Annotated in this window: 17 protein-coding genes; 6 read left to right on the forward strand and 11 right to left on the reverse strand. The window is 70.8% G+C overall.

Translation table 11 applies throughout. The features are described 5' to 3' along the window. Nucleotides 1-25: 25 nt before the first annotated feature. The 3 genes from ACT1U9_RS06300 to ACT1U9_RS06310 are packed head-to-tail and all read right to left on the reverse strand — an operon-like array spanning nt 26 to nt 4,162. Nucleotides 26-520, reverse strand: coding sequence for a molybdopterin-dependent oxidoreductase (locus ACT1U9_RS06300; RefSeq protein ID WP_444537386.1), 495 nt, complete (start codon nt 518-520; stop codon nt 26-28). Nucleotides 521-572: 52 nt separating this feature from the next. Further along, a complete protein-coding gene (locus ACT1U9_RS06305; RefSeq protein ID WP_444537387.1) occupies nt 573-3,320 on the reverse strand; it encodes a molybdopterin-dependent oxidoreductase in 2,748 nt (915 codons plus the stop codon). Then, nucleotides 3,320-4,162: an FAD binding domain-containing protein gene (locus ACT1U9_RS06310; protein ID WP_444537388.1), complete on the reverse strand. Its 843-nt coding sequence runs from the start codon at nt 4,160-4,162 to the stop codon at nt 3,320-3,322. The genes ACT1U9_RS06305 and ACT1U9_RS06310 overlap by 1 nt, the downstream gene beginning before the upstream one ends. A gap of 254 nt (nt 4,163-4,416) precedes the next feature. On the opposite strand from ACT1U9_RS06310, the gene ACT1U9_RS06315 reads away from it, so the two are divergent. Then, a complete protein-coding gene (locus ACT1U9_RS06315) occupies nt 4,417-5,931 on the forward strand; it encodes a PucR family transcriptional regulator (RefSeq protein WP_444537389.1) in 1,515 nt (504 codons plus the stop codon). 37 nt (nt 5,932-5,968) lie between these two features. Here the strand turns inward: ACT1U9_RS06315 and ACT1U9_RS06320 are convergent, their stop codons facing one another. Next, complete coding sequence (locus tag ACT1U9_RS06320) at nt 5,969-6,364, reverse strand: TOBE domain-containing protein (RefSeq protein ID WP_444537390.1); 396 nt, start codon at nt 6,362-6,364, stop codon at nt 5,969-5,971. A gap of 432 nt (nt 6,365-6,796) precedes the next feature. On the opposite strand from ACT1U9_RS06320, the gene katG reads away from it, so the two are divergent. Beyond that, nucleotides 6,797-9,025 (forward strand): catalase/peroxidase HPI, encoded by a 2,229-nt coding sequence (katG, locus tag ACT1U9_RS06325; protein ID WP_444537391.1) that lies wholly within the window; start codon nt 6,797-6,799, stop codon nt 9,023-9,025. Nucleotides 9,026-9,097: 72 nt separating this feature from the next. On the opposite strand, the gene ACT1U9_RS06330 is transcribed toward katG, so the two are convergent. Further along, nucleotides 9,098-9,607, reverse strand: coding sequence for an ATP-binding protein (locus ACT1U9_RS06330; RefSeq protein WP_444537392.1), 510 nt, complete (start codon nt 9,605-9,607; stop codon nt 9,098-9,100). Between the two features lie 139 nt (nt 9,608-9,746). Between ACT1U9_RS06330 and ACT1U9_RS06335 the strand changes: the two genes are divergently transcribed. Then, on the forward strand, nt 9,747-10,628 hold the full coding sequence (locus tag ACT1U9_RS06335; protein WP_444539024.1) for a helix-turn-helix domain-containing protein: 882 nt from the start codon (nt 9,747-9,749) through the stop codon (nt 10,626-10,628). Next, a complete protein-coding gene (locus tag ACT1U9_RS06340; RefSeq protein ID WP_444537393.1) occupies nt 10,625-10,840 on the forward strand; it encodes a DUF397 domain-containing protein in 216 nt (71 codons plus the stop codon). Before ACT1U9_RS06335 ends, ACT1U9_RS06340 begins: the two co-directional genes overlap by 4 nt. A 289-nt stretch (nt 10,841-11,129) precedes the next feature. On the opposite strand, the gene ACT1U9_RS06345 is transcribed toward ACT1U9_RS06340, so the two are convergent. Continuing rightward, a complete protein-coding gene (locus ACT1U9_RS06345) occupies nt 11,130-12,488 on the reverse strand; it encodes a class I SAM-dependent RNA methyltransferase (protein ID WP_444537394.1) in 1,359 nt (452 codons plus the stop codon). A gap of 130 nt (nt 12,489-12,618) precedes the next feature. Next, entirely contained in the window at nt 12,619-14,670 is a 2,052-nt protein-coding gene (locus ACT1U9_RS06350; RefSeq protein ID WP_444537395.1) for an APC family permease, read from the reverse strand. Between the two features lie 164 nt (nt 14,671-14,834). Here ACT1U9_RS06350 and ACT1U9_RS06355 point away from each other — a divergent pair, with 164 nt between their 5' ends. Both ACT1U9_RS06355 and ACT1U9_RS06360 read left to right on the forward strand, forming a co-directional pair. Beyond that, the gene (locus ACT1U9_RS06355) at nt 14,835-15,503 is read left to right on the forward strand and encodes a potassium channel family protein (protein WP_444537396.1); all 669 of its coding nucleotides are present in this window, start codon (nt 14,835-14,837) and stop codon (nt 15,501-15,503) included. Continuing rightward, nucleotides 15,503-16,180, forward strand: a complete 678-nt coding sequence (locus ACT1U9_RS06360; RefSeq protein ID WP_444537397.1) for a potassium channel family protein — start codon at nt 15,503-15,505, stop codon at nt 16,178-16,180. Before ACT1U9_RS06355 ends, ACT1U9_RS06360 begins: the two co-directional genes overlap by 1 nt. 132 nt (nt 16,181-16,312) lie before the next feature. Here ACT1U9_RS06360 and ACT1U9_RS06365 read toward each other — a convergent pair whose 3' ends face one another. The 4 genes from ACT1U9_RS06365 to ACT1U9_RS06380 form a co-directional block, all read right to left on the reverse strand. Next, a complete protein-coding gene (locus ACT1U9_RS06365; RefSeq protein ID WP_444537398.1) occupies nt 16,313-17,062 on the reverse strand; it encodes a DUF3159 domain-containing protein in 750 nt (249 codons plus the stop codon). Between the two features lie 3 nt (nt 17,063-17,065). After that, nucleotides 17,066-17,416 (reverse strand): OB-fold nucleic acid binding domain-containing protein, encoded by a 351-nt coding sequence (locus tag ACT1U9_RS06370; RefSeq protein ID WP_067165247.1) that lies wholly within the window; start codon nt 17,414-17,416, stop codon nt 17,066-17,068. Between the two features lie 136 nt (nt 17,417-17,552). Then, nucleotides 17,553-18,242, reverse strand: coding sequence for a response regulator (locus ACT1U9_RS06375; protein WP_188275406.1), 690 nt, complete (start codon nt 18,240-18,242; stop codon nt 17,553-17,555). A gap of 31 nt (nt 18,243-18,273) precedes the next feature. Then, nucleotides 18,274-20,817, reverse strand: coding sequence for an ATP-binding protein (locus ACT1U9_RS06380; RefSeq protein WP_444537399.1), 2,544 nt, complete (start codon nt 20,815-20,817; stop codon nt 18,274-18,276). Between the last annotated feature and the right edge of the window lie 160 nt (nt 20,818-20,977).

The raw sequence follows: 20,977 nt of genomic DNA on the forward strand, positions 1-20,977 counted from the left end.
GCGCTCGGACTCCCCACAAGGCCGCTCAGACGCCCGCTTCTCCCCCGCCCTCCACGGCATCGGCCGGGAACGGGCCGACCCATATGCGGGTGATCGCGCTGACATAGCGCGCCCCGCAGCGGTCGGAGGGGACCACCAACTGGCTTCCCTCGGCGTCCAGTTCGCGGCCGTCCATGCGCGTGGCCAGCAGGACCGGCCGGTCGCCGAAGTCGGCGTCGATCTCCGCCCAAGCGAGGACGGTGTGGTGGCCGTCGCCGCCGTCGACGGCCAGCAGGAAGCGCGAGCGGTCCTTGCGGCGGCGGATGTCGAACCCCGGCCCGGCGTCGCCCACGACCTCCCGCAGCAGCGGCCCCTCGAACGAGTGGCGCTGCGGGCCGCTGGTCGCGCAGTCGAAGACGACATCGGCCCGGTGCGCCGCCCAGCCGCCGCGCAGATCCGCGACGGTGAGCGCGGCGGGACGGGCCACGTCCCCGCACAGGGCGAAGGCCCTCGGCGCGGGCTCCGGCAAGGACCCCAGCATGAGCCTCGACTGCGAACCGAGTTCCCGGTTCTGCCTCGCTGATGTGAATCCACTACCCGACATGGTCTTGCACATGCCCATCCAGGGCGAGCCATACACGGTCCCGGGTCACGGGCAGCTCGGTGAAGCGGATGCCGGTCGCGTCGCGCAGCGCGTTGGCGAAAGCCGGGGCGACCGGGTTGAAGGGGCTCTCGCTCATCGACTTGGCGCCCAGCGGTCCGATCGCGTCGGCGGTCTCCATGAAGTGGACCTCCGTGCGCGGCACATCCGCGTACTGCGGCAGCCGGTAGCGGCGGAAGGCGGCCGTGGTGACCTCGCCGCGCTCGTCGACGCGTACGTTCTCGAAGAGGGTCGCGCCGAGGGCCTGGGCCACTCCGCCCTCGACCTGGCCCCGGCACTGCATCGGGTTCATCACCCGGCCCGCGTCGGCGGCGTGCACGCTGCGCAGGATGCGGATCTCGCCGGTGCCGGGGTCGACGGCGAGGCGGAACCACTGGGCGTTGAAAGCGACCGAGCGGGGCGAGCCGCCCCAGTGGCCGTCGGCGCTCAGCTCGCGCCCGGCCGCGCGGGCGACCTCGTACAACTCCTTGAGCGCGACCGTACGGCCGTCGCACTCGACGGCGTCCTCGGTCAGCCGACATACATCGACGGGCACGCCGGTGTGCTCGGCGGCGTACGAAAGTATCTGCTCCGCAAGGGAGTTGGCGGCGCGCATGACGGCCTTGCCGGCGACGACCGTGCCGGCCGAGCCGAAGGCGCCGGTGTCGTGGCGCACGACGTCCGTGTCCGACTGGCGGATCGCGATGCGGTCGACGGTCGTGCCCAGGGCCGAGGCAGTGATCTGCTTGTGGACGGTCGTGGTGCCGTTGCCGAACTCGGCGGTGCCGACGGCGATGTCGTACGTACCGTCGTCCAGGAGTTTCACCGCCGCGTCGGCGAAGTGGCCGCCGGGCGGGCCGGTCGCGATCATGGACATGCCGGTGCCCTGGCCGACCAGCCAGCCCTCGGGGGCGTCGGCGGCGCTGCGGTCCTCGCGGATCGCGTCGCGTACGACCTGAAGGCACTGGTCGAGGCCGTAGCTGGCGATCTCCAGGTCCTCCTCCTCGCCACCGGGGCTGATCATGTGCTCGCCGGGGCCGATGATGTTGCGCTCGCGCAGGACCAGCGGGTCGATGCCCAGGCGCCGGGCCAGTTCGTCCATCGCGGACTCCACGGCGAAGGTGACCTGGCCGAGGCCGTAGCCGCGGAAGGCGCCGGCGGGGACCGTGTTGGTGTAGACGGAGAAGGCGTCGACCTTCTTGTGCGGGGCGCGGTAGACGGCCATGGACTCGCCGACGCTGTGGAACATCACGGCGGGGCCGTGGTTCCCGTACGCCCCCGTGTTGGACACCACCCGCAGCTGAAGGGCGGTGAGCGTGCCGTCCGCGCGGGCGCCGATCTTCACGCCGACCAGGAACGGATGGCGGGTGGTCGCCCCGTAGAACTGCTCGGCGCGCGTGTACTCCAGCTTCACCGGGCGGTGCAGCCGCAGCGCGGCGAGGACCACGATGTCCTCGACCAGCATCTCCTGCTTGCCGCCGAATCCGCCGCCGACCCGGCCCGCGACCACCCGCACCTCGTCCGGCGGCAGATCGAAGAGCGCGCACAGGGCGCGGCGGGTCAGGAACGGCGTCTGGGTGCTGGACCGCACGGTCAGCCGCTCGCCCTCGCCGTCTTCCTTCGGCTCGAAGTACGCCAGCGCGCCGTGCGTTTCGAGGCTGGCGTGCTGGACGCGCTGGGTGCGGAAGGTCTCCTCGTAGACCGTGTCCGCCTCGGCGAAGCCGTCCTCGACCGAGCCGATCTCGCCGTGGACCTCGCCGACGACGTTGTTCTCGGGCCGGGCGATGCGCGATGCGGGCCCCTTGTCGTGGATGACGGGCGCGCCCGGCCGCATCGCCTCCTCGGGATCGACGACGAACGGCAGCTGCTCGTACGTCACTTCGACGCGTCGGCAGCCCTCCTCGGCCGCGGCCTCGCTGTCCGCGACGACGGCTGCGACCCGCTGGCCGATGTAGCGGACGGTGTCGTCGAGCAGCCGGGTGTCGTCGGGGTCCTCGGTGGGGTGCTCGTGGCGGGCGCTCGAATAGAGCCGCTCGGGGGCGTCGTGGTGGGTGAGGACGAGGTGGACGCCTGGGACGCGCAGGGCGGCGGCCGTGTCGATCGCGACGATCCGGGCGTGCGGATGCGGGGAGCGCAGCAGCTTCATGTGCAGCAGTCCGGGGACGTCGACGTCGAAGGTGTAGCGGGCGGTGCCGGTGACGACCTGCGGCCCGGCAGGCGCCCCGAGGTTGCGGCCGACGGCCTCGCCCGCGCACGGCCGCTCGGTGTGCCGCACTCCGCGTACCGCGTCCTCGACGGCCCGGTAGCCGGTGCAGCGGCAGATGTTCCCCTTGAAGGCGCGCGGCAGATCGGCGAGTTGATCCTCGTCGAGCGCGGCGGTGGTCATCAGGAACCCGGCGGTGCAGAAGCCGCACTGGAAGCCCTGGGCGTCGAGGAACTTCTGCTGTACGGGGTGGAGTTCGCCGTCCCGGGCCAGGCCCTCGACGGTGGTGACGGACCGGCCGTCGGCGCGCACGGCCGGGTAGAGGCAGCTGTGCACGGGCTTGCCGTCCACATGCACCGTGCAGGCCCCGCAGTCCCCGGCGTCGCACCCCTTCTTCACCCCGAACCAGCCGCGCTCGCGCAGATACGTGCGCAGGCACTGACCGGGGCGGGGTTCTGCGTCGAACCGCCGGTCGTTCACATCGATCTGATACGTCATCACACACCTCGGCGGTCGTCGGGGACTTCGTTGTCGGCCAGCTCGCGGCGGATCTCCTCCGCGAAGCGCAGGGCCATGTGGCGGCGCCAGGCCGGGAGGCCGTGGATGTCGTCGAACCAGTCGTCGTCGCCGACGGCCCACTCGATCGCGCCGCGCAGCCGGCCCGCGTCCGGCGGCAGCGGGAACCAGAACCGGAACGGGCGCACGGTGGCGGCGGTGACCGTGACCGTGAGCGAGCCGTCGCCGGGGTCGAGCGTGCCGATGACGAGCGCTCCGGAACGCCCGAGTCCGTACAACGACGCCTGCCGGAAGGCCGTACGGCAGTTCAGGGCGCGGGCGGGAAGGGTCACCGAGCGCAGCAGTTCGCCCGGGGCCAGGTCTTTGCGCCCGGCTCCGACGACGAAGTCGGCGACCTTGACGCGCCGCAGCGAGCCGTCCTGGGCCTGGAGCAGACAGCTGCCGTCGAGCGCGGCGGTCAGCGAGATCATCGGCCCGGCGGGCAGGCCGTTGCAGAGGTTTCCGCCTACGGTCGCCATGTTCCAGATCTTGAAGGAGGCGAGGAAGGCGCGGCAGCACTGCTCGAAGAGGGGTGCTGCGGGACTGTTCAGCCGCTTGCCGAAACGGGAGAGCTCGGCGATGGTGCAGGTCGCGGCGATCTCGACCGAGCCGTCCGGTAGGCGGCGCACCGGCTCCCACCCCATCCGGCCGAGGTCCACCAGCCGGCGCAGCTGCGGCTGGGGCTCCGAGAAGAGGTAGGTGCCGCCGCCCAGCCAGGCGTCGCCGGGCCGCCAGGGCCCGCGCCGGCGGGCGTCGCACACTTCGACGACCGTGTTCAGATCCATGGCTCCGCACCGTCTCCCCTGTGCCCGCCGCCGCGTTCGGCCGCTGTGTTCCAGCCAGTGAAGCCCGGGCGCCCGGCCGGAAACGACTGGTGCGGTACACGGAAAACCTCCCAGCCGTACGATCGCGAACTGGAGGATCCACCAGGAGCCATTCTTTCTCGTTCAACTGGCATTTACGATGTCGGAACTCGCACTCGCCTCGTGAATGTGAGAAGTCGGGCCGTCCGCCCGGCAGCCGCGCAAGGAGCCAGAGCATGCACGTCGGACACCTCCTCCAGCTCGACAGCCTCGACCTCGCCCTGCTGTGGGGCGAGGAGCCGCTCCTGGGCCGCGAGATCAGCGGCGTCACCGCAACCGACCTGGAGGACCCGGCGCGCTTCCTCCAGGAGGGCGAGATCGTGCTGAGCGGTCTGGTGTGGTGGAGCCCGGGCGACGACCGCGCCAGGGCCGACCGCTTCGTCTCGGCCCTGCGCACGGCGGGCGCGACCGCGCTGCTCGCGGGCGAGGAGACGCATGGCACGGTCCCGGCCGACCTGGTCGACTCCTGCCGCGAGCACCGCGTCCCGCTCCTGTCGGTGCCCGCGCGGACCAGCTTCCGGGCGATCACCGAGGCGGTGTATCTACGACAGTGGGGCGACCTCAGCCGCCTGCCCGCGCCGCACTACGCGCTGCCCGAGAACGTACGCACCGAGCTCAGCCGGCTCCTCGACCGCGGCGCGGACCTGGGCGAGCTCCTGGACCGCGCGTTCTCCCCGCTCGGCGCACCGCCCTGCTATCTGCTGACCAGCAGCGGCCGTACGGTCGCCCGCACCCCGTCGGCGCCGCCGCTGCCCGCCCGGCGCGCGGCCCTGAGCCTGCGCGGCAGCTCCGGCGTGACCTTGCGGATCCGGGCCGACAGCGGCCCGTACGACACCTGGCATCTGCATCTGCCGGAGGCGGCGGACGTCCCGCCGCGTGTGCTGCACGAGATAGCCGAGATCGTCGCCCAGTCGCGGGACGACCACGACCGCCGCAGGACGACGGGGCGCCGGGCCCAGGACGACTTGATGACATTGATCGCATCAACTCATGACGAGGTGAAGGCGGTTGATCCGGCCGCCCTGACCGCCTGCGGGCTCCCCACCGAGGGACCGTACCGGGTCCTCGCCGCGTCGACACCCGGCACGGAGGGGTGCGGGGCCGCCGACGCCCTCACGGAAGCGCTGAGCCACTTCGCCCCGGTGCCGTTCGCGGTCGGGGCGGCACCGGACGGCGGGGCGATCGCGGTCGTCCACGCACCGGACGCCGACTGGACCCAACTGGCCGTGGCCTGGCCCCTGTTGGAGGACTGCCGTCCGGATGCGCCCCTGCACGCCGGGGTGAGCGCGCCCGTGGAGGCGTCGGAGCTCGGCTCGGCGCTGGGGCAGGCGCGTTACGCCCTGGCGGCGGCCAGGACCGCGTCGCCCGGCGGCGCGGGGGTCACGGCCGTGGAGGACCTGTCGACCCTGGAGTCGCTGCTCGCGGGGGTCCCGGCGGACGTACGGGCGGCGTACTGCGCCCGCACGCTGGGCCCGCTGCTGAAGACCGACACCCCCTCGCACACGACACTCCTCGAAACACTGGAGGTCTTCCTCGCTCACAACTGCTCGTGGGCGCGGACCGCCGAGGCACTGCATCTGCACGTCAACACGGTCCACTACCGCATCGAGCGGATCGAGCTGCTGACCGGCCGAGACCTGTCCCGCCTGGACCACAAACTTGACCTGCGGGCGGCGCTGCTGTGCAGGTGAGGGGTGGGCGGTCGCAAGGGCGAAGGTCCATGAGGGTCTACGTCACGTCAACATGCACGTTGGTCGACTTGACCCGTGCGGTGACGGTCACCCCGACCTCGATGCCGAGCTCGTCCACCGACTCCCGGGTCACCAGCGAGACCACCCGGTGCGGCCCGCACTGGATCTCCACCTGCGCGGCCACGTCGTCGACGACCACGGCGGTCACGATCCCGACGAACGAGTTCCGCACCGAGGTGGCCACGGCGCCCGCCACCTCGTGCTGCCCGACGGCCCGCTCCCGCGCGAACCCGGCGAGCCCGACCCCGTCGATCACCCGGTTCCCCGTACCGTCCCGCTCCATGCGCAACCGTCCGGCGTCCGCCCAGCGGCGAACCGTCTCGGAACTCACGCCGAGCAGGCTCGCCGCCTGCCCAATGCTGTACGTCGGCACGACAGCACTCTAGGCCCGGCAGCCCACGCGTTCCCACGCGACCCGATCAGGATGCCGTCGGCTTCACCGAGACCTACATTTGATGTGCTTCTTGACTTGGACTCTGTCCACCATAGGATCGATCCATCGATAGAATAGGAACCAGAAGACACTCCAGCACACGGTCGCGACAGCTGCGGCGTCGCGGCGACGCCTCCCGGATACGTGATCACATGGACCGTATTCTTCTTTCAGGTCGCGCTCTCAAGTCGCCTGTGCGGCCCTCCACTTGCCCACCACGTGGGGTACGGGGCGTAGCGCATCACGGCCGGGGGCCGGCCGCCGGGCCAGGCGGGTCCCGCCCCCATCACGCCACTCCTCCTCACCCACCCCACCAGCTCCACCGTCCGCAGTTCCTGAGCAACGTGATCCACCGAGCCAACAAGGATTGCCATGTCTGAGAACCATGACGCGATCGTCACCGACCCGAAGCCGGAGGAAGGCGGCGGCTGCCCGGTCGCGCACGGGCGCGCCCCGCACCCGACGCAGGGCGGCGGAAACCGCCAGTGGTGGCCGGAGCGGCTCAATCTGAAGATCCTCGCGAAGAACCCCGCCGTGGCGAACCCGCTCGGCGAGGACTTCGACTACGCCAAGGCGTTCAAGAGCCTCGACCTGCCGACGGTGAAGCGGGACATCGAGGAGGTCCTGACGACCTCGCAGGACTGGTGGCCCGCCGACTTCGGCCACTACGGCCCGCTGATGATCCGGATGGCCTGGCACAGCGCGGGTACGTACCGGATCAGCGACGGCCGCGGCGGCGCCGGGGCCGGGCAGCAGCGCTTCGCCCCGCTCAACAGCTGGCCGGACAACGCGAGCCTGGACAAGGCCCGCCGCCTGCTGTGGCCGGTGAAGAAGAAGTACGGCAAGAGCCTCTCGTGGGCCGACCTGATGATCCTCACGGGCAATGTCGCGCTGGAGTCGATGGGCTTCGAGACGTTCGGCTTCGGCGGCGGCCGCGCGGACGTCTGGGAGCCCGACGAGGACGTGTACTGGGGCCCCGAGACCCAGTGGCTCGGCGACGAGCGCTACACCGGCGACCGCGAGCTGGAGAATCCGCTCGGCGCCGTCCAGATGGGCCTCATCTACGTCAACCCGGAGGGCCCCAACGGCAACCCGGACCCGGTCTCGGCGGCGCGCGACATCCGCGAGACGTTCCGCCGGATGGCGATGAACGACGAGGAGACGGTCGCCCTGATCGCGGGCGGTCACACCTTCGGCAAGACCCACGGCGCGGGCCCGGCGGACGCGGTCGGCCCCGACCCCGAGGCCGCCCCGCTGGAGCGGCAGGGCCTCGGCTGGCAGAGCAGCCACGGCACCGGCAAGGGCGGCGACGCGATCACCAGCGGCCTTGAGGGCATCTGGACGAACACCCCGGTCACCTGGGACAACACCTTCTTCGAGATCCTGTTCGGGTACGAGTGGGAGCTGTTCAAGAGCCCTGCGGGCGCCCACCAGTGGCGGCCGAAGAACGACGCCGGGGCGGGCACCGTGCCGGACGCCCACGACACGTCGAAGACCCACGCCCCGACAATGCTGACGACCGACCTCTCGCTGCGCCTCGACCCGGCGTACGAGCAGATCTCGCGCCGGTTCAAGGACAACCCGGCCGAGTTCGCGGACGCCTTCGCGCGGGCGTGGTTCAAGCTGACGCACCGCGACATGGGCCCGCTCTCGCGCTACCTCGGCCCGGAGGTCCCGGCCGAGGAGCTGCTGTGGCAGGACCCGCTGCCGGCGCGGACGTACGAGCTGATCGACGCGGCGGACATCGCCTCGCTCAAGGAGCAGATCCTCGCCACGGGCCTGCCGGTGTCCCGGCTGGTCGCCACAGCGTGGGCCGCGGCCTCCTCGTTCCGGGGCAGCGACAAGCGCGGCGGCGCCAACGGCGGGCGCGTCCGCCTCCAGCCGCAGATCGGCTGGGAGGTCAACGAGCCCGACGAGCTCGCGGCTGCGCTGCGTACGCTCGAAGGCGTACGGGAGTCCTTCAACGCGGCGCAGGGCGGCGGCAAGCAGGTGTCGCTGGCGGACCTGGTCGTCCTGGCGGGCGGCGCGGCCGTCGAGAAGGCCGCGAAGGACGCGGGCCGGACCGTCGAGGTCCCGTTCACGCCGGGCCGGGTGGACGCCACGCAGGAGAAGACCGACGTGGAGTCGTTCGCCGCGCTGGAGCCGGCGGCCGACGGGTTCCGCAACTACCTCGGCAAGGGCAACCGGCTCCCCGCCGAGTACCTGCTGATCGACAAGGCGAACCTGCTGAACCTCAGCGCCCCCGAACTGACCGTCCTCGTCGGCGGCCTGCGCGTCCTGGGCGCCAACCACCAGGGCTCGCGGCACGGTGTCTTCACCACCGCCCCGGGCACGCTGACGAACGACTTCTTCGTCAACCTGCTCGACCTGGACACCACGTGGAAGGCGACGTCCTCGGACGCGAACACGTTCGAGGGCCGCGACGCCAAGGGCGCCGTCAAGTGGACCGGCACCCGCGCCGACCTGGTCTTCGGCTCGAACTCCGAGCTGCGCGCCCTGGCGGAGGTGTACGCGAGCGACGACGCGAAGGAGAAGTTCGTGACGGACTTCGTGGCGGCGTGGGTCAAGGTGATGGAGCTGGACCGGTTCGATCTGGTCTGATCGGGCCGACACGCGTCCGGGCCGACCCGTCCCTGGGGTCGGCCCGGGCGAGCCCCTGCTCCCACAGCACGATCACACGGGCAGCGTGTACTCACACTCGGCCCACACTGTCTTTCCGGGGCCGTCAGGCCGTGGATGCCATCCCCAGCGGGCGGCCAGCCCGGCGACGAGGAGGAGCCCCCGGCCACCGGAGTCGTCCGCGTCCGGCAGCCGGAGCGCGTCCGGCCAGGGCGGCAGGCGTTCGGCGCGGGCGTCGGTGACCTCGATCCGGGCGGTCCGCGGGTGTGCGGTCACTTGTAGCCGCAGCCGGAAGTCCCGGCCGGGGACGTGGCCGTGTCGTACGGCGTTGGCGGTCAGCTCAGCGACGATCACCACGATCGCGTCGTGCGCGTCGGCGCCGTACGGGATGCCCCACGCGTCCAGCCGGTGCGCGGCCAGCCTGCGGGCGAGGCGGGCGCCGCGCGGGGTGGAGGTGAAGCGCATCTCGAAGACGTGGTCGAGCGGCGCGTGAGGGGCGGTCAAGTGACCGGTGGGGCAGGCGGGTTGGGGGGTGCAGCCGGAGCTTGCGGGATTGGTCGTCACACCGGCAACGGTGTCGCCGGTCGCGTAGCGTGACCAGTGGTGACGCACCGACGTAGGCCGTTTGTACGCGCGGTGTCGGTACGAGTACGGGACACGCGGCGTGACGACGCTCCTGGATGGGCGTTGGGCCAGGGAGGCGATGGTGGTGACCAACGGTACGGGCAGGGAGACTGAGGCCGCCGTGACGGTCGACGACGGTGCCGGAGGGCAGGCGGCGGACAAGTCCGGCCAGGGCGTGGTCACGGCGTTCGGCCAGAGCATGAAGACACTGCGCGTGCGGGCGGGCCTGGAACGCGAGGAGTTCGGGCGGCGGCTGGGGTATTCGGCCTCCACCATCGCGTCGTTCGAGCAGGGCCGGCGGATTCCGTCGCCCCGGACCATCGACCAGGCGGACGAAGTCCTGGGGGCGGACGGGTTGCTGACGGTGTGGAAGGAGCAGGTGGAGCGGGCTCAGTATCCGGTGTTCTTTCAGGGGATGGCGGAGCTGGAGAAGCAGTGCATCGAGCTGCTGATGTACGACACGCATGTCGTCAACGGCCTGCTCCAGACCAAGGAATACATGAAGGCCCTGCTCGCCATGAGGCGTCCGACGCTGGAGCAGGAGACCATCGATCAGCGAGTAACCGCACGACTGGCCCGACAAGACATCTTCGGCCGACGGCCCGCGCCTCTGCTGGGTTTCGTGATGGACGAGGCAGTGTTGCGGCATCGCTACGGCGGCAAGGACGTGCTGCGGGGACAGTTGGAGCAGCTTCTCTTGTTCGGCGAGCACCGGAACGTCGAGATCCAGGTCATGCCCCTCGCCTGCGAGGACAACGCGGGCGTGAACGGGCCGTTCACGGTTGTCACGCGCAAGGACAGCAAGAAGTTCGTGTACTCCGAGGCACACGCGACCAGCACGTTGGAGACCGACCCGGAACAGACGGTTCTCGCCGCAGCCCGCTATGGGATTATCCGATCTCAGGCTCTCACTCCGCGAGAGTCGCTGGAGTTTATCGAAGGGTTGCTGGAATCGCTATGAACAACGCTGAGTCCTCGACCGTCGCATCCGGCCTCACCTGGTTCAAGAGCAGCTACAGCGGAACCGAGGGCGGCCAGTGCGTCGAGGTCGCGGCCGGTACGGGAGTTGTGCACATCCGGGACTCCAAGGCGGTGGCCGGGCCGGTCGTCCGCGTGTCGCGCGAGGCGTGGGCGGGCTTCGTCGGATCGGCCTCGCCGGAGCGGGACGCCTGACGGCCGTACGTACGCGAGAGCCCTGCCGGTCCCTTGGGGCGGCAGGGCTCTCGCACGTCCGCGGCCCACAGCCCGCAGGATCGGCTTGGTGCGGTGGTTGCCCCAGGTCGCCCGAGCACGCCGCTCGTCCTGCGCCAGCCACACCCGCAGCGCTCGGCATTCGCCTCGACCGGGACGGGAAGCGACGGTCAGGTCGTGTCCCCGCCGAGGTCGAGACGGATCAGCGTCAGCCCCTCCGCTATCTCGGCCATCGTCTCGTCGTCCAGCCCGAAGCCCCTGCCAATTCGCGTCAGACCCCCCTCGTGACCGGCTCCAGAATCGCCACGCACTCAACATGATGAGTCATCGGAAAAAGATCAAACGCCCGCAGCGTCCGCACCTTGTACCCGCCCGCCGCGAAGTACGCCAGATCCCGCGCCAGCGCCGCCGGGTCGCAGGCGACATACGCGATGCGGCGGGCGCCCAGGCCCGCGAGGTACTTCACCGTCTGCTTGCCCGCGCCCGCGCGCGGCGGGTCGAGGACGATCAGGTCGGCCTCGCTGATCTTGGTGCGGGGCAGGACCTGCTCGACCTTGCCCTGCTCGACGCGGACGCGGGGCAGGTCCGCGAGGTTGTGGCGGGCGTCCTCCACCGCGCGCTTGGAGGACTCGATGCCCAGCACCGCGCCCTGCTCGCCGACGCGCTCGGCGAGCGCGCCCGTGAACAGGCCGACGCCGCAGTACAGGTCGAGCGCCATCTCGCCCTTGCGCGGCATCAGGCCCTGCATCACGGCCTTGATCAGGGTGTTCGCGGCCTGCGGGTGGACCTGCCAGAAGCCGCCCATGCCCACACGGTAGGTGCGCGCGTCGGCGTTCTCACCGGCCCGCTCGCGCACGAACGCGCGGCCGTGGACGCGGTGCACGCCGCCGTCCTTCTCCTCGACCCGCAGGACCGAGACCGGCTTGTCGAGCTCGACCAGCGGGAGGCGGCCGCCGGGGCGCGGGGTCAGAACCACCTGGCGGTCGTGCGAGCCCGTCGCGGCGATCGCCTCGACCGACTCCATCTGCGGCCACTCGCGCTTCTCGATGCCGAGCTCGGTGACCCCCGGCGCGGCGATCATGCAGTGGTCGATCACCTGGACGTCGTGCGAACGGTGCTTGCGCAGGCCGGCCCGGCCGTCCTCGTCGATGGCGTACTGGACGCGGGTGCGCCACGCCGGGACCTGGCCGGCGGGCAGCTTGTCGCCCTCGGCGGGCATGACCGTGCCGTCCCAGCCGACGTCCTCGGGGGTGAGGCCGGCCAGCCGCTGGAGCTGCTCGGTGATGACCTCGCCCTTGAGGCGGCGCTGGGCGCCGGGCTTGGCGTGCTGCCAGTCGCAGCCGCCGCACTTGCCGGGGCCCGCGAACACACACGGCGCCTCGACGCGGTCCTTCGACGCCTCAAGGATCTGCACGGCATCCGCACGCAGGAAGCGGGAGTCCTCCTCGCCCTCGGTCACCCGGGCCACGATCTTCTCGCCGGGCAGCGCGTGCCGGACGAACAGGACCCGGCCCTGCTCCGTGCGGGCGATGCAGTGGCCGCCGTGCGCGACAGGGCCGACCTCGACCTCGTACTCCTCCCCGACCAGCGAAGACGAAGAGGAAGACGAGGAATCGGACTCGTTCTGCATGACGGGGGGACTCCAGAGGTACCAGGGATGAGGGGCCGCCGTCCGCGTACGGACGACAGCCCCTCAGTCTACGTGTGCCAGTCGGAGACGCCGACCGCTTGCCCAATGCAGCGGTCGGCGAACCCGGCCCTTACTTCTTGGCGCTCTGCTCCTTCGACCGCTGCTGCCCGACCGGGCCGCGGCGCACCGAGCCCGGCGCGTTCCACTCCTGCCGCCTGCGGGCCCGCATCTTGGCGGCCTCGGAGGACTGGAGCTGGTAGGGGACGGACGTCACCATCACGCCGGGCGTGAAGAGCAGGCGGCCCTTCAGGCGCAGGGCGCTCTGATTGTGCAGCAGGTGCTCGTACCAGTGGCCCACCACGTACTCGGGGATGTAGACGCTCACCGCGTCGCGCGGGCTCTCGCGCCGCAGGCCCCTGACGTACTCGATGACCGGGCGGGTGATCTCGCGGTACGGCGAGTCGATGATCTTCAGCGGTACGTCGATGCCGCGCCGCTCCCACTCGTCCTTGAGCGCCTTGGTCTCCTCCGCGTCCACGCTGACGCTGATCGCCTCCAGCTGGTTGGCGTGGAGCAGCTTGGCGTAGGCCAGGGCGCGCAGGGTGGGCTTGTGGAGCTTGGAGACGAGGACCACGGAGTGGACGCGCGAGGGGCGCACGTACTCGTCCGGACGCTCCTCGGCCGCCGCGATCTCTTCCGAGACCTTGTCGTAGTGCTTCCGGATCGCGGTCATCGTCCCGTAGAAGATCACCATGCCCATCAGGGCGACCCAGGCGCCGTGGGTGAACTTGGTGGCGAGGACGACGACCAGGACCAGGCCCGTGAAGAAGGCGCCGAAGGTGTTGATCGCGCGGGAGCGGACCATGTGGCGGCGCTTGGCCGGGTCCTGCTCGGTGGCCAGGTGCCGGTTCCAGTGCCGGACCATGCCGGTCTGGCTGAGCGTGAAGGAGACGAAGACGCCGACGATGTAGAGCTGGATCAGCCGGGTCGAGTCGGCGCCGTATATCACCGTGAGCAGGGCCGCGGCCCCGGCGAGCAGCACGATGCCGTTGGAGAACGCGAGCCGGTCGCCGCGGGTGTGCAGCTGGCGCGGCAGGTAGCGGTCCTGCGCGAGGATCGAGCCGAGCAGCGGGAAACCGTTGTACGCGGTGTTCGCGGCCAGGAACAGCACCAGGGCGGTCGCGGCGGCCAGGATGATGAAGAGGAAGCTGCCCTTGCCGAAGACGGCCTCGGCGACCTGCGAGATCACCGGGTTCTGCACATAGCCGTCGCCGACCGGGACGCCGTTGCTGAGCAGGTCGGAGGCGGGCTTCTCGGCCATCCGCACCTTGGTGACCATGGCCAGCGCGATGATGCCGCAGAACATGGTGACCGCGAGGCCGCCCATGAGGGCGAGCGTGGTCGCCGCGTTCTTCGACTTCGGCTTGCGGAAGGCCGGGACGCCGTTGCTGATCGCCTCGACGCCGGTGAGCGCCGCGCAGCCGGAGGAGAAGGCGCGCAGCAGCAGGAAGACGAGAGCGAAGCCCGCCAGTCCCTTGTGCTCGGCGTGGACGGTGTAGTCGGCCGTCGGGGCCTTCATGGTGTCGCCGAGGGCCATGCCCCGGAAGGCGCCCCACGCGATCATGATGAAGACGCCGCCGACGAACACATAGGTCGGGATGGCGAAGAGCTTGCCCGACTCCTTGACCCCGCGCAGGTTCATCAGCGTGAGCAGCACGATGACGACCACGGCGCAGAGCACCTTGTGCTCGACGACGAAGGGGACCGCCGAGCCGAGGTTCTCGATGCCGGAGGCGATCGAGACGGCGACGGTCAGGACGTAGTCGACGAGGAGCGCGCTGGCCACCGTGAGCCCGGCCTTGGGGCCGAGGTTGGTGGTGGCGACCTCGTAGTCGCCGCCGCCGCTGGGGTAGGCGTGCACGTTCTGCCGGTACGAGGCGACCACGGTGAACATCAGCACCACGACCGCGACCGCGATCCAGGGGCTGAAGTGGTACGCCGACACACCCGCCACGGAGAGCACCAGGAGGACTTCTCCGGGTGCGTACGCAACGGACGAGAGCGGGTCGGACGCGAAGACGGGGAGCGCGATGCGCTTGGGGAGGAGCGTTTCTCCCAGCTTGTCGCTGCGCAGCGCCCGGCCGATCAGGATCCGTTTGGGCACGTCGGTCAGTTTGGACACAACAGAGAAGCGTAAGGGTTCCGTATGGAGGTCTTGACCCGGCCCACCCCCATACGCTTCACCAGCGGGCACCGGGGGAAGTACGGACGCTGATGAGTGCATCCCGCCGCTCGCCGCATAAGCTCGTCACCGGGCACCGCCGAGAAGGAAGTATGTGAGGGGACGTGCACATCGTCATCATGGGCTGCGGGCGAGTGGGAGCCGCTCTCGCGCAGACCTTGGAGCAGCAGGGGCACACGGTCGCCGTGGTCGACCAGGACCCCACGGCCTTCCGCAGGCTCGGTTCCGGGTTCGGCGGGCGCCGGGTCACCGGTGTCGGCTTCGACCAGGACACCCTGCGGGAAGCCGGGATCGAGGAGGCGGGCGCGTTCGCGGCCGTCTCCAGCGGCGACAACTCCAACATCATCGCGGCCCGGGTGGCCCGTGAGATGTTCGGGATCGAGAACGTCGCGGCCCGTATCTACGACCCGCGCCGCGCCGAGGTCTACCAGCGGCTCGGCATTCCTACGGTCGCCACGGTCAGCTGGACCGCCGACCAGATGCTGCGGCGGCTGCTGCCGTCCGGCGCCGAACCGCTGTGGAGCGACCCGAGCGGCGCGCTCCAGCTGGCGGAGGTGCACACCTCCACCGCCTGGATCGGCCACAAGATCAGCAAGTTGCAGGAGGAGACCGGCGTACGCGTCGCGTTCCTCACCCGGCTGGGCGAAGCGGTACTGCCGAGCTCCCAGACGGTTCTGCAGGAGGGCGACCTGGTCCACGTGATGATGCGTACGGACGAGGTCGAGAAGGTCGAGGCGGCCTTCGCCCAGGGTCCCGAGGAGGGCGGTCACTGATGCGCGTCGCGATTGCCGGGGCCGGCGCGGTGGGTCGTTCCATCGCGGGCGAGCTGCTGGAGAACGGCCACGAGGTACTGCTCGTGGACAAGGCGCCCACCGCCATCTCGGTGGAGCGGGTGCCGCAGGCGGAGTGGCTGCTGGCCGACGCCTGCGAGATCACCTCGCTGGACGAGGCGGCGCTGCAGCGCTGCAACGTGGTCATCGCGGCCACCGGCGACGACAAGGTGAACCTGGTCGTCTCGCTGCTCGCGAAGACCGAGTACGGCGTGCCGCGCGTGGTCGCCCGGGTCAACAACCCGAAGAACGAGTGGCTGTTCAACGAGTCGTGGGGCGTCGACGTCGCCGTCTCGACCCCGCGTCTGATGTCGGCGCTTGTCGAGGAGGCGGTGAGCGTCGGCGACCTCGTGCGGCTGCTGCGCTTCAGCCACGGCGACGCCAACCTCGTCGAGCTGACGCTGCCGCCGGAGTCGGCGCTGGCGGGCACTCAGGTCGGCGATGTCGCCTGGCCCGAGGACACCTCGCTGGTCACCATCATCCGGGGCACCCGGGTGCTCACTCCGCAGTCGGAGGAGACCCTGGAGGCGGGCGACGAGCTCCTGTTCGTGGCCGCGCAGGCCCGCGAGGAGCAACTGGAGGACCTGCTGTCGGTCCGCCGGGAGGGCACTGCGAGCTGACGCTCGCTCATAGCAAGGGAAGGGGCCGGGAGTACGTGACGTACTCCCGGCCCCTTCCCTTGGGCGTCTCGCCGACGAGGCGGCCGGGTCGCTGCGGGCCGTCTGTGGCTGGTCGCGCAGTTCCCCGCGCCCCTATTGGGCCGCGTCAGCGGCCTTGACCGCCTTCGCCGCTTCCTCCTCGGCCTCCATCTCCGCGAACACGTCGATGGGCGGCGGGGCCTTGGCGAGGAAGATCCAGGTCAGCCAGACCGCGAGCAGGAACGGCGGGATCTTCAGGGCGATCAGGACCCAGCCCAACTGGGAGGTGTTGGCCCACCAGTAGAGCGGGAACAGGATCGCGCACTTGGCGAGCAGGATCAGGCCCCAGGCCCAACTGGCCTTCGCGTACGCCTTCTTGCGGCCCGGGTTGCGGGTCCGCCAGGACAGGTTCTCCTTGAAGACCGGGCCCAGGATCAGACCGATCAGCGGGACGCCGAAGACCGTGGTCACGATGTACGCGACGGCCAGGCCCAGCGTGTAGAGCATGCCCGGCAGATAGAAGTCCTTCGCGTTGCCGGTCATCATCGCGAAGACCACGCCGAAGGCCACGCCGAAGACGCCGCTGAAGGCGTGCTTGACCGTGTCCTTGCGGGCCAGGCGGACCACCAGGAGCAGCAGCGAGACCGCGACGGCCGCGATCGCCGAGCTGTGCAGGTCCTTGTTGACCGTGAAGATCGTGACGAAGAGGAGCCCGGGCAGGCACGTCTCCACCATGCCGCGCACGCCGCCGAACGCCTCGAAGAGGGCTGCCTCGGTGACGGCTTTGGCGTCCGCGTCGGCGTCGGGCGCGGTGCGCGCGTGCCGTGCGGCGGTCGTGGTGGTCGGCTTGTCGACTGACGTCACCGGCTACTCCTGTCCGAGCGGTCGCAGTTCGTATTTGGGGTTGAACAGCACCCGCCGGCCGTGGCTCATCGAGATCCGGCCCGAGGCGATGAGCTTGCGGCCCGGCTCGATGCCCACGATCGAGCGCCGTCCCAGCCACACCACGTCCAGCGGGGCGGTGCCGTCGAAGAGCTCGGCCTCCAGCGCCGGAACGCCCGCCCTCGGACGCAGGGTGACCGTCCGCAAGGTACCAGTCACCTTGACTATCTGGCGGTCGTCGCAGTCGGAGATGCGCGTGCACCCCGTGGCCTGCGTGTCCTCCTGCAGTTCCGCGGAGTGCAGCTCCTCCTGCGAGGTGGACAGCCGGTCGAGCATCCGGCGGAACCGCCCCGCGCGCTTCTCGGTCCCAAGGTCAGCACTCATACAGAAAGCGTACCGGCCCCCACCGACACAGGAGCAGCCCGCGCCACCCTTCGCTCACGCCCCGGGCGGGCCGGGCCCCCGCCCGCGCTCACGCCTCGAAGCGGTACCCCATCCCCGGCTCGGTGATGAAGTGCCTGGGGTGCGCGGGGTCCAGTTCCAGCTTGCGGCGCAGCTGGGCCATGTACACGCGCAGATAGTTCGTCTCGGTGCCGTAGGAGGGGCCCCAGACCTCCTGGAGGAGCTGCTTCTGGCTGACCAGGCGGCCGGTGTTGCGCACCAGCACCTCCAGGAGGTGCCACTCGGTGGGCGTGAGGCGCACGTCGCGGCCGTCCCGGTTGACCTTCTTGGCGGCCAGGTCGACGGTGAAGCCCTCGGTCTCCACGGTCACCACGTCGTCCGCGCCCTCGCCCCCGACCGGCTCGGCCCGCCGTACGGCGGCGCGCAGCCGGGCCAGCAGTTCGTCCATGCCGAACGGCTTGGTGACGTAGTCGTCGGCGCCCGCGTCCAGCGCCTCGACCTTCTCGTCCGAGGTGTGGCGGGCCGAGAGCACCAGGATCGGGACCCGGGTCCAGCCGCGCAGCCCCTTGATCACCTCGACGCCGTCCATGTCGGGCAGGCCGAGGTCGAGGACGACCACGTCGGGGTGGCGGGCGGCGGCGAGCTGGAGCGCGGTCGCCCCGTCGGGGGCCGCGTCCACCTCGTACTTCCGTGCCTTGAGGTTGATCACCAGCGCTCGGACGATCTGCGGCTCGTCGTCCACCACGAGCACCCGGGTCATGCGGGTCCTGCTTTCTGTCGGGGGCCGCGGGTCATGAGGTGACCTGGGCGGAGAGATCGGCGACGACCGGGCTGGGGCCGGGCACCGCCTTGAGGGTGAGAACCATGGTCATACCGCCGCCGGGGGTGTCCTCGGCGGTGAGGGTGCCGCCCATCGACTCGACGAATCCCCGGGCGACCGCGAGCCCCAGTCCGACGCCGGCGCCGCGCGGAGCGTCACCGTACCGCTGGAAGGGCTCGAAGATCCGTTCTTTGCTCTCGTCGGGCACGCCGGGGCCGCGGTCGGCGACGCGCACCTCGACGCGGTCGCCAAGGGCGCTGGCGCCGACGACTACGGGCACGGCGTCGGGGCTGTACTTGACGGCGTTCTCGACGATGTTGGCCACCGCCCGCTCCAGGAGCCCGGGGTCGACGGCGACCATCGGCAGGGTCTCCGGGATGTCCAGCTCCACGCTGTCCTCGGGGACGCCGCCGAGCGCCATCGGGACCACCTCGTCGAGGTCGATCTCGCGGATGATCGGGACGACGGTGCCGGTGTTGAGGCGGGACATGTCGAGCAGGTTGCCGACGAGGTGGTCGAGCCGGTCGGCGCCGTGCTCGATGCCCGCCAGGAGCTCGGCCTCGTCCTCCTCGGACCACTCGACGTCGCCGGAGCGCAGCGAGGTGACGGCGGCCTTGATGGAGGCGAGCGGGGTGCGCAGGTCGTGGCTGACGGCGGCGAGCAGCGCGGTGCGGATGCGGTTGCCCTCGGCGAGCTTGCGGGACTCCTCGGCCTCGTCCACCAGGCGCTGGCGGTCCAGTACGACGGCGGCCTGGGCGGCGAAGGCGCCGAGCACCCGGCGGTCCTCGGCGGGCAGTACGCGGCCGCTCAGGGCGAGCGCCATGTGGTCGCCGACGGGCATGTCGACATCGGCGTCCTCGGGGCGGGCGACGGGGTGCGGCCCGACGCTGCCCGCGCAGGTCCACGGCTCGACGTCGCTGACGCGCTCAAGGAGGGCCACCGACTCCATGGCGAAGGTCTCGCGGACCCGCTCCAGGAGGGCGTCCAGGGTGGTCTCGCCGCGCAGCACGCTGCCCGCCAGGAACGACAGGATCTCGGACTCGGCGCGCAGCCGGGCCGCCTGGTGGGTGCGGCGGGCCGCGAGGTCGACGACGGAGGCCACCGAGACGGCCACGAACACGAAGATCACGATGGCGACGATGTTCTTCGGGTCGGCGATCGTGATCTTGTGGATCGGCGGGGTGAAGTAGTAGTTCAGCAGGAACGAGCCGACGGCCGCCGAGGCGAGCGCCGGGACCAGTCCGCCGAGCAGCGCCGCGGCCACCGTGAGCGTCAGGAACAGCAGCATGTCGTTGGCGAGCCCGAGGTCCGCGTCGACATTGGTGAGCAGGATGGACAGCAGGACCGGGCCGATGACCGCGGCCGCCCAGCCCCAGATGATCCGGGCCCGCCCGAGCCGCGCGCCCCGCGCCACCGGCAGTCCGCGCCCCTTCGCCACCTCTTCGTGGGTGACGATGTGGACGTCGAGGTCGGGCCCCGAGTCCCGGGCGACGGTCGCGCCGACGCCCGGCCCGAACATGTACTGCCAGGCCTTGCGTCGGCTGGAGCCGAGGACGATCTGGGTGGCGTTGACGCCCCGGGCGAACTCCAGGAGCGAGGCGGGCACGTCGTCGCCTATGACGTGATGAAACGTTCCCCCGAGGTCTTCGACCAGGGTGCGCTGGACGGCCAGCTCCTTGGGCGAGGCCGAGGTCAGGCCGTCGCTGCGGGCCACGTACACCGCGAGGATCTCGCTGCCGGAGCCCTTGGCGGCCATGCGGGCCGCGCGCCGGATCAGGGTACGGCCCTCGGGCCCGCCGGTCAGACCGACGACGATCCGCTCGCGGGCCTGCCAGGTGGAGCGGATGTTGTGCTCGCCCCGGTACTGCTGGAGGTATTCGTCGACCCGGTCGGCGACCCACAGGAGCGCGAGCTCGCGCAGCGCGGTCAGATTGCCGGGGCGGAAGTAGTTGGACAGGGCCGCGTCGACCTTGTCGGACTTGTAGATGTTGCCGTGTGCCATCCGGCGGCGCAGCGCCTGGGGCGACATGTCGACGAGTTCGATCTGATCCGCACGCCGCACGACCTCGTCGGGCACCGTCTCGCGCTGGCGTACGCCGGTTATCGACTCGACGACGTCGCCGAGCGACTCCAGGTGCTGGATGTTGACGGTCGAGACGACGTCGATGCCCGCCTGGAGCAGCTCCTCGACGTCCTGCCAGCGCTTGGTGTTGCGCGAGCCGGGGACGTTGGTGTGGGCGAGCTCGTCGACCAGGGCGACCGCGGGTCTGCGCTCCAGGACCGCGTCGACGTCCATCTCGGTGAAGGCCGAGCCGCGGTACTCGATGTCGCGGCGCTGGATCTGCTCCAGGCCGTGCAGCATCACCTCGGTGCGCGGGCGGCCGTGGTGCTCCACGAACGCGACCACGCAGTCCGTGCCGCGCTCCACGCGCCGGTGGCCCTCGGACAGCATCGCGTACGTCTTGCCGACGCCCGGTGCCGAACCGAGGTATATCCGAAGCTTGCCGCGTGCCATGGCCCCATTGTCTTTCAGAAAATCGCTGCGTACGCGATGCCGACCTTACGGCCACCGATCCGGGCAAATCGGACCGGGGGGCGGCCTGGCGTGCGTATTGACGCGATTCTGATGTCGCGGGCGGGGCGGGTGGCGTCAGTCGTGGTCGGCGATGTATCCG

This window comes from Streptomyces sp. BR1 (assembly GCF_052373795.1).
Lineage (GTDB): Bacteria > Actinomycetota > Actinomycetes > Streptomycetales > Streptomycetaceae > Streptomyces.

Coding starts and splice junctions, on each gene's coding strand:
- ACT1U9_RS06300 (WP_444537386.1), bottom strand. CDS start 520: ATGCTGGGGTCCTTGCCGGAGCCCGCGCCGAGGGCCTTCGCCCTGTGC.
- ACT1U9_RS06305 (WP_444537387.1), bottom strand. CDS start 3,320: ATGACGTATCAGATCGATGTGAACGACCGGCGGTTCGACGCAGAACCC.
- ACT1U9_RS06310 (WP_444537388.1), bottom strand. CDS start 4,162: ATGGATCTGAACACGGTCGTCGAAGTGTGCGACGCCCGCCGGCGCGGG.
- ACT1U9_RS06315 (WP_444537389.1), top strand. CDS start 4,417: ATGCACGTCGGACACCTCCTCCAGCTCGACAGCCTCGACCTCGCCCTG.
- katG (WP_444537391.1), top strand. CDS start 6,797: ATGTCTGAGAACCATGACGCGATCGTCACCGACCCGAAGCCGGAGGAA.
- ACT1U9_RS06335 (WP_444539024.1), top strand. CDS start 9,747: ATGGTGGTGACCAACGGTACGGGCAGGGAGACTGAGGCCGCCGTGACG.
- ACT1U9_RS06340 (WP_444537393.1), top strand. CDS start 10,625: ATGAACAACGCTGAGTCCTCGACCGTCGCATCCGGCCTCACCTGGTTC.
- ACT1U9_RS06345 (WP_444537394.1), bottom strand. CDS start 12,488: ATGCAGAACGAGTCCGATTCCTCGTCTTCCTCTTCGTCTTCGCTGGTC.
- ACT1U9_RS06360 (WP_444537397.1), top strand. CDS start 15,503: ATGCGCGTCGCGATTGCCGGGGCCGGCGCGGTGGGTCGTTCCATCGCG.
- ACT1U9_RS06370 (WP_067165247.1), bottom strand. CDS start 17,416: ATGCTCGACCGGCTGTCCACCTCGCAGGAGGAGCTGCACTCCGCGGAA.
- ACT1U9_RS06375 (WP_188275406.1), bottom strand. CDS start 18,242: ATGACCCGGGTGCTCGTGGTGGACGACGAGCCGCAGATCGTCCGAGCG.
- ACT1U9_RS06380 (WP_444537399.1), bottom strand. CDS start 20,817: ATGGCACGCGGCAAGCTTCGGATATACCTCGGTTCGGCACCGGGCGTC.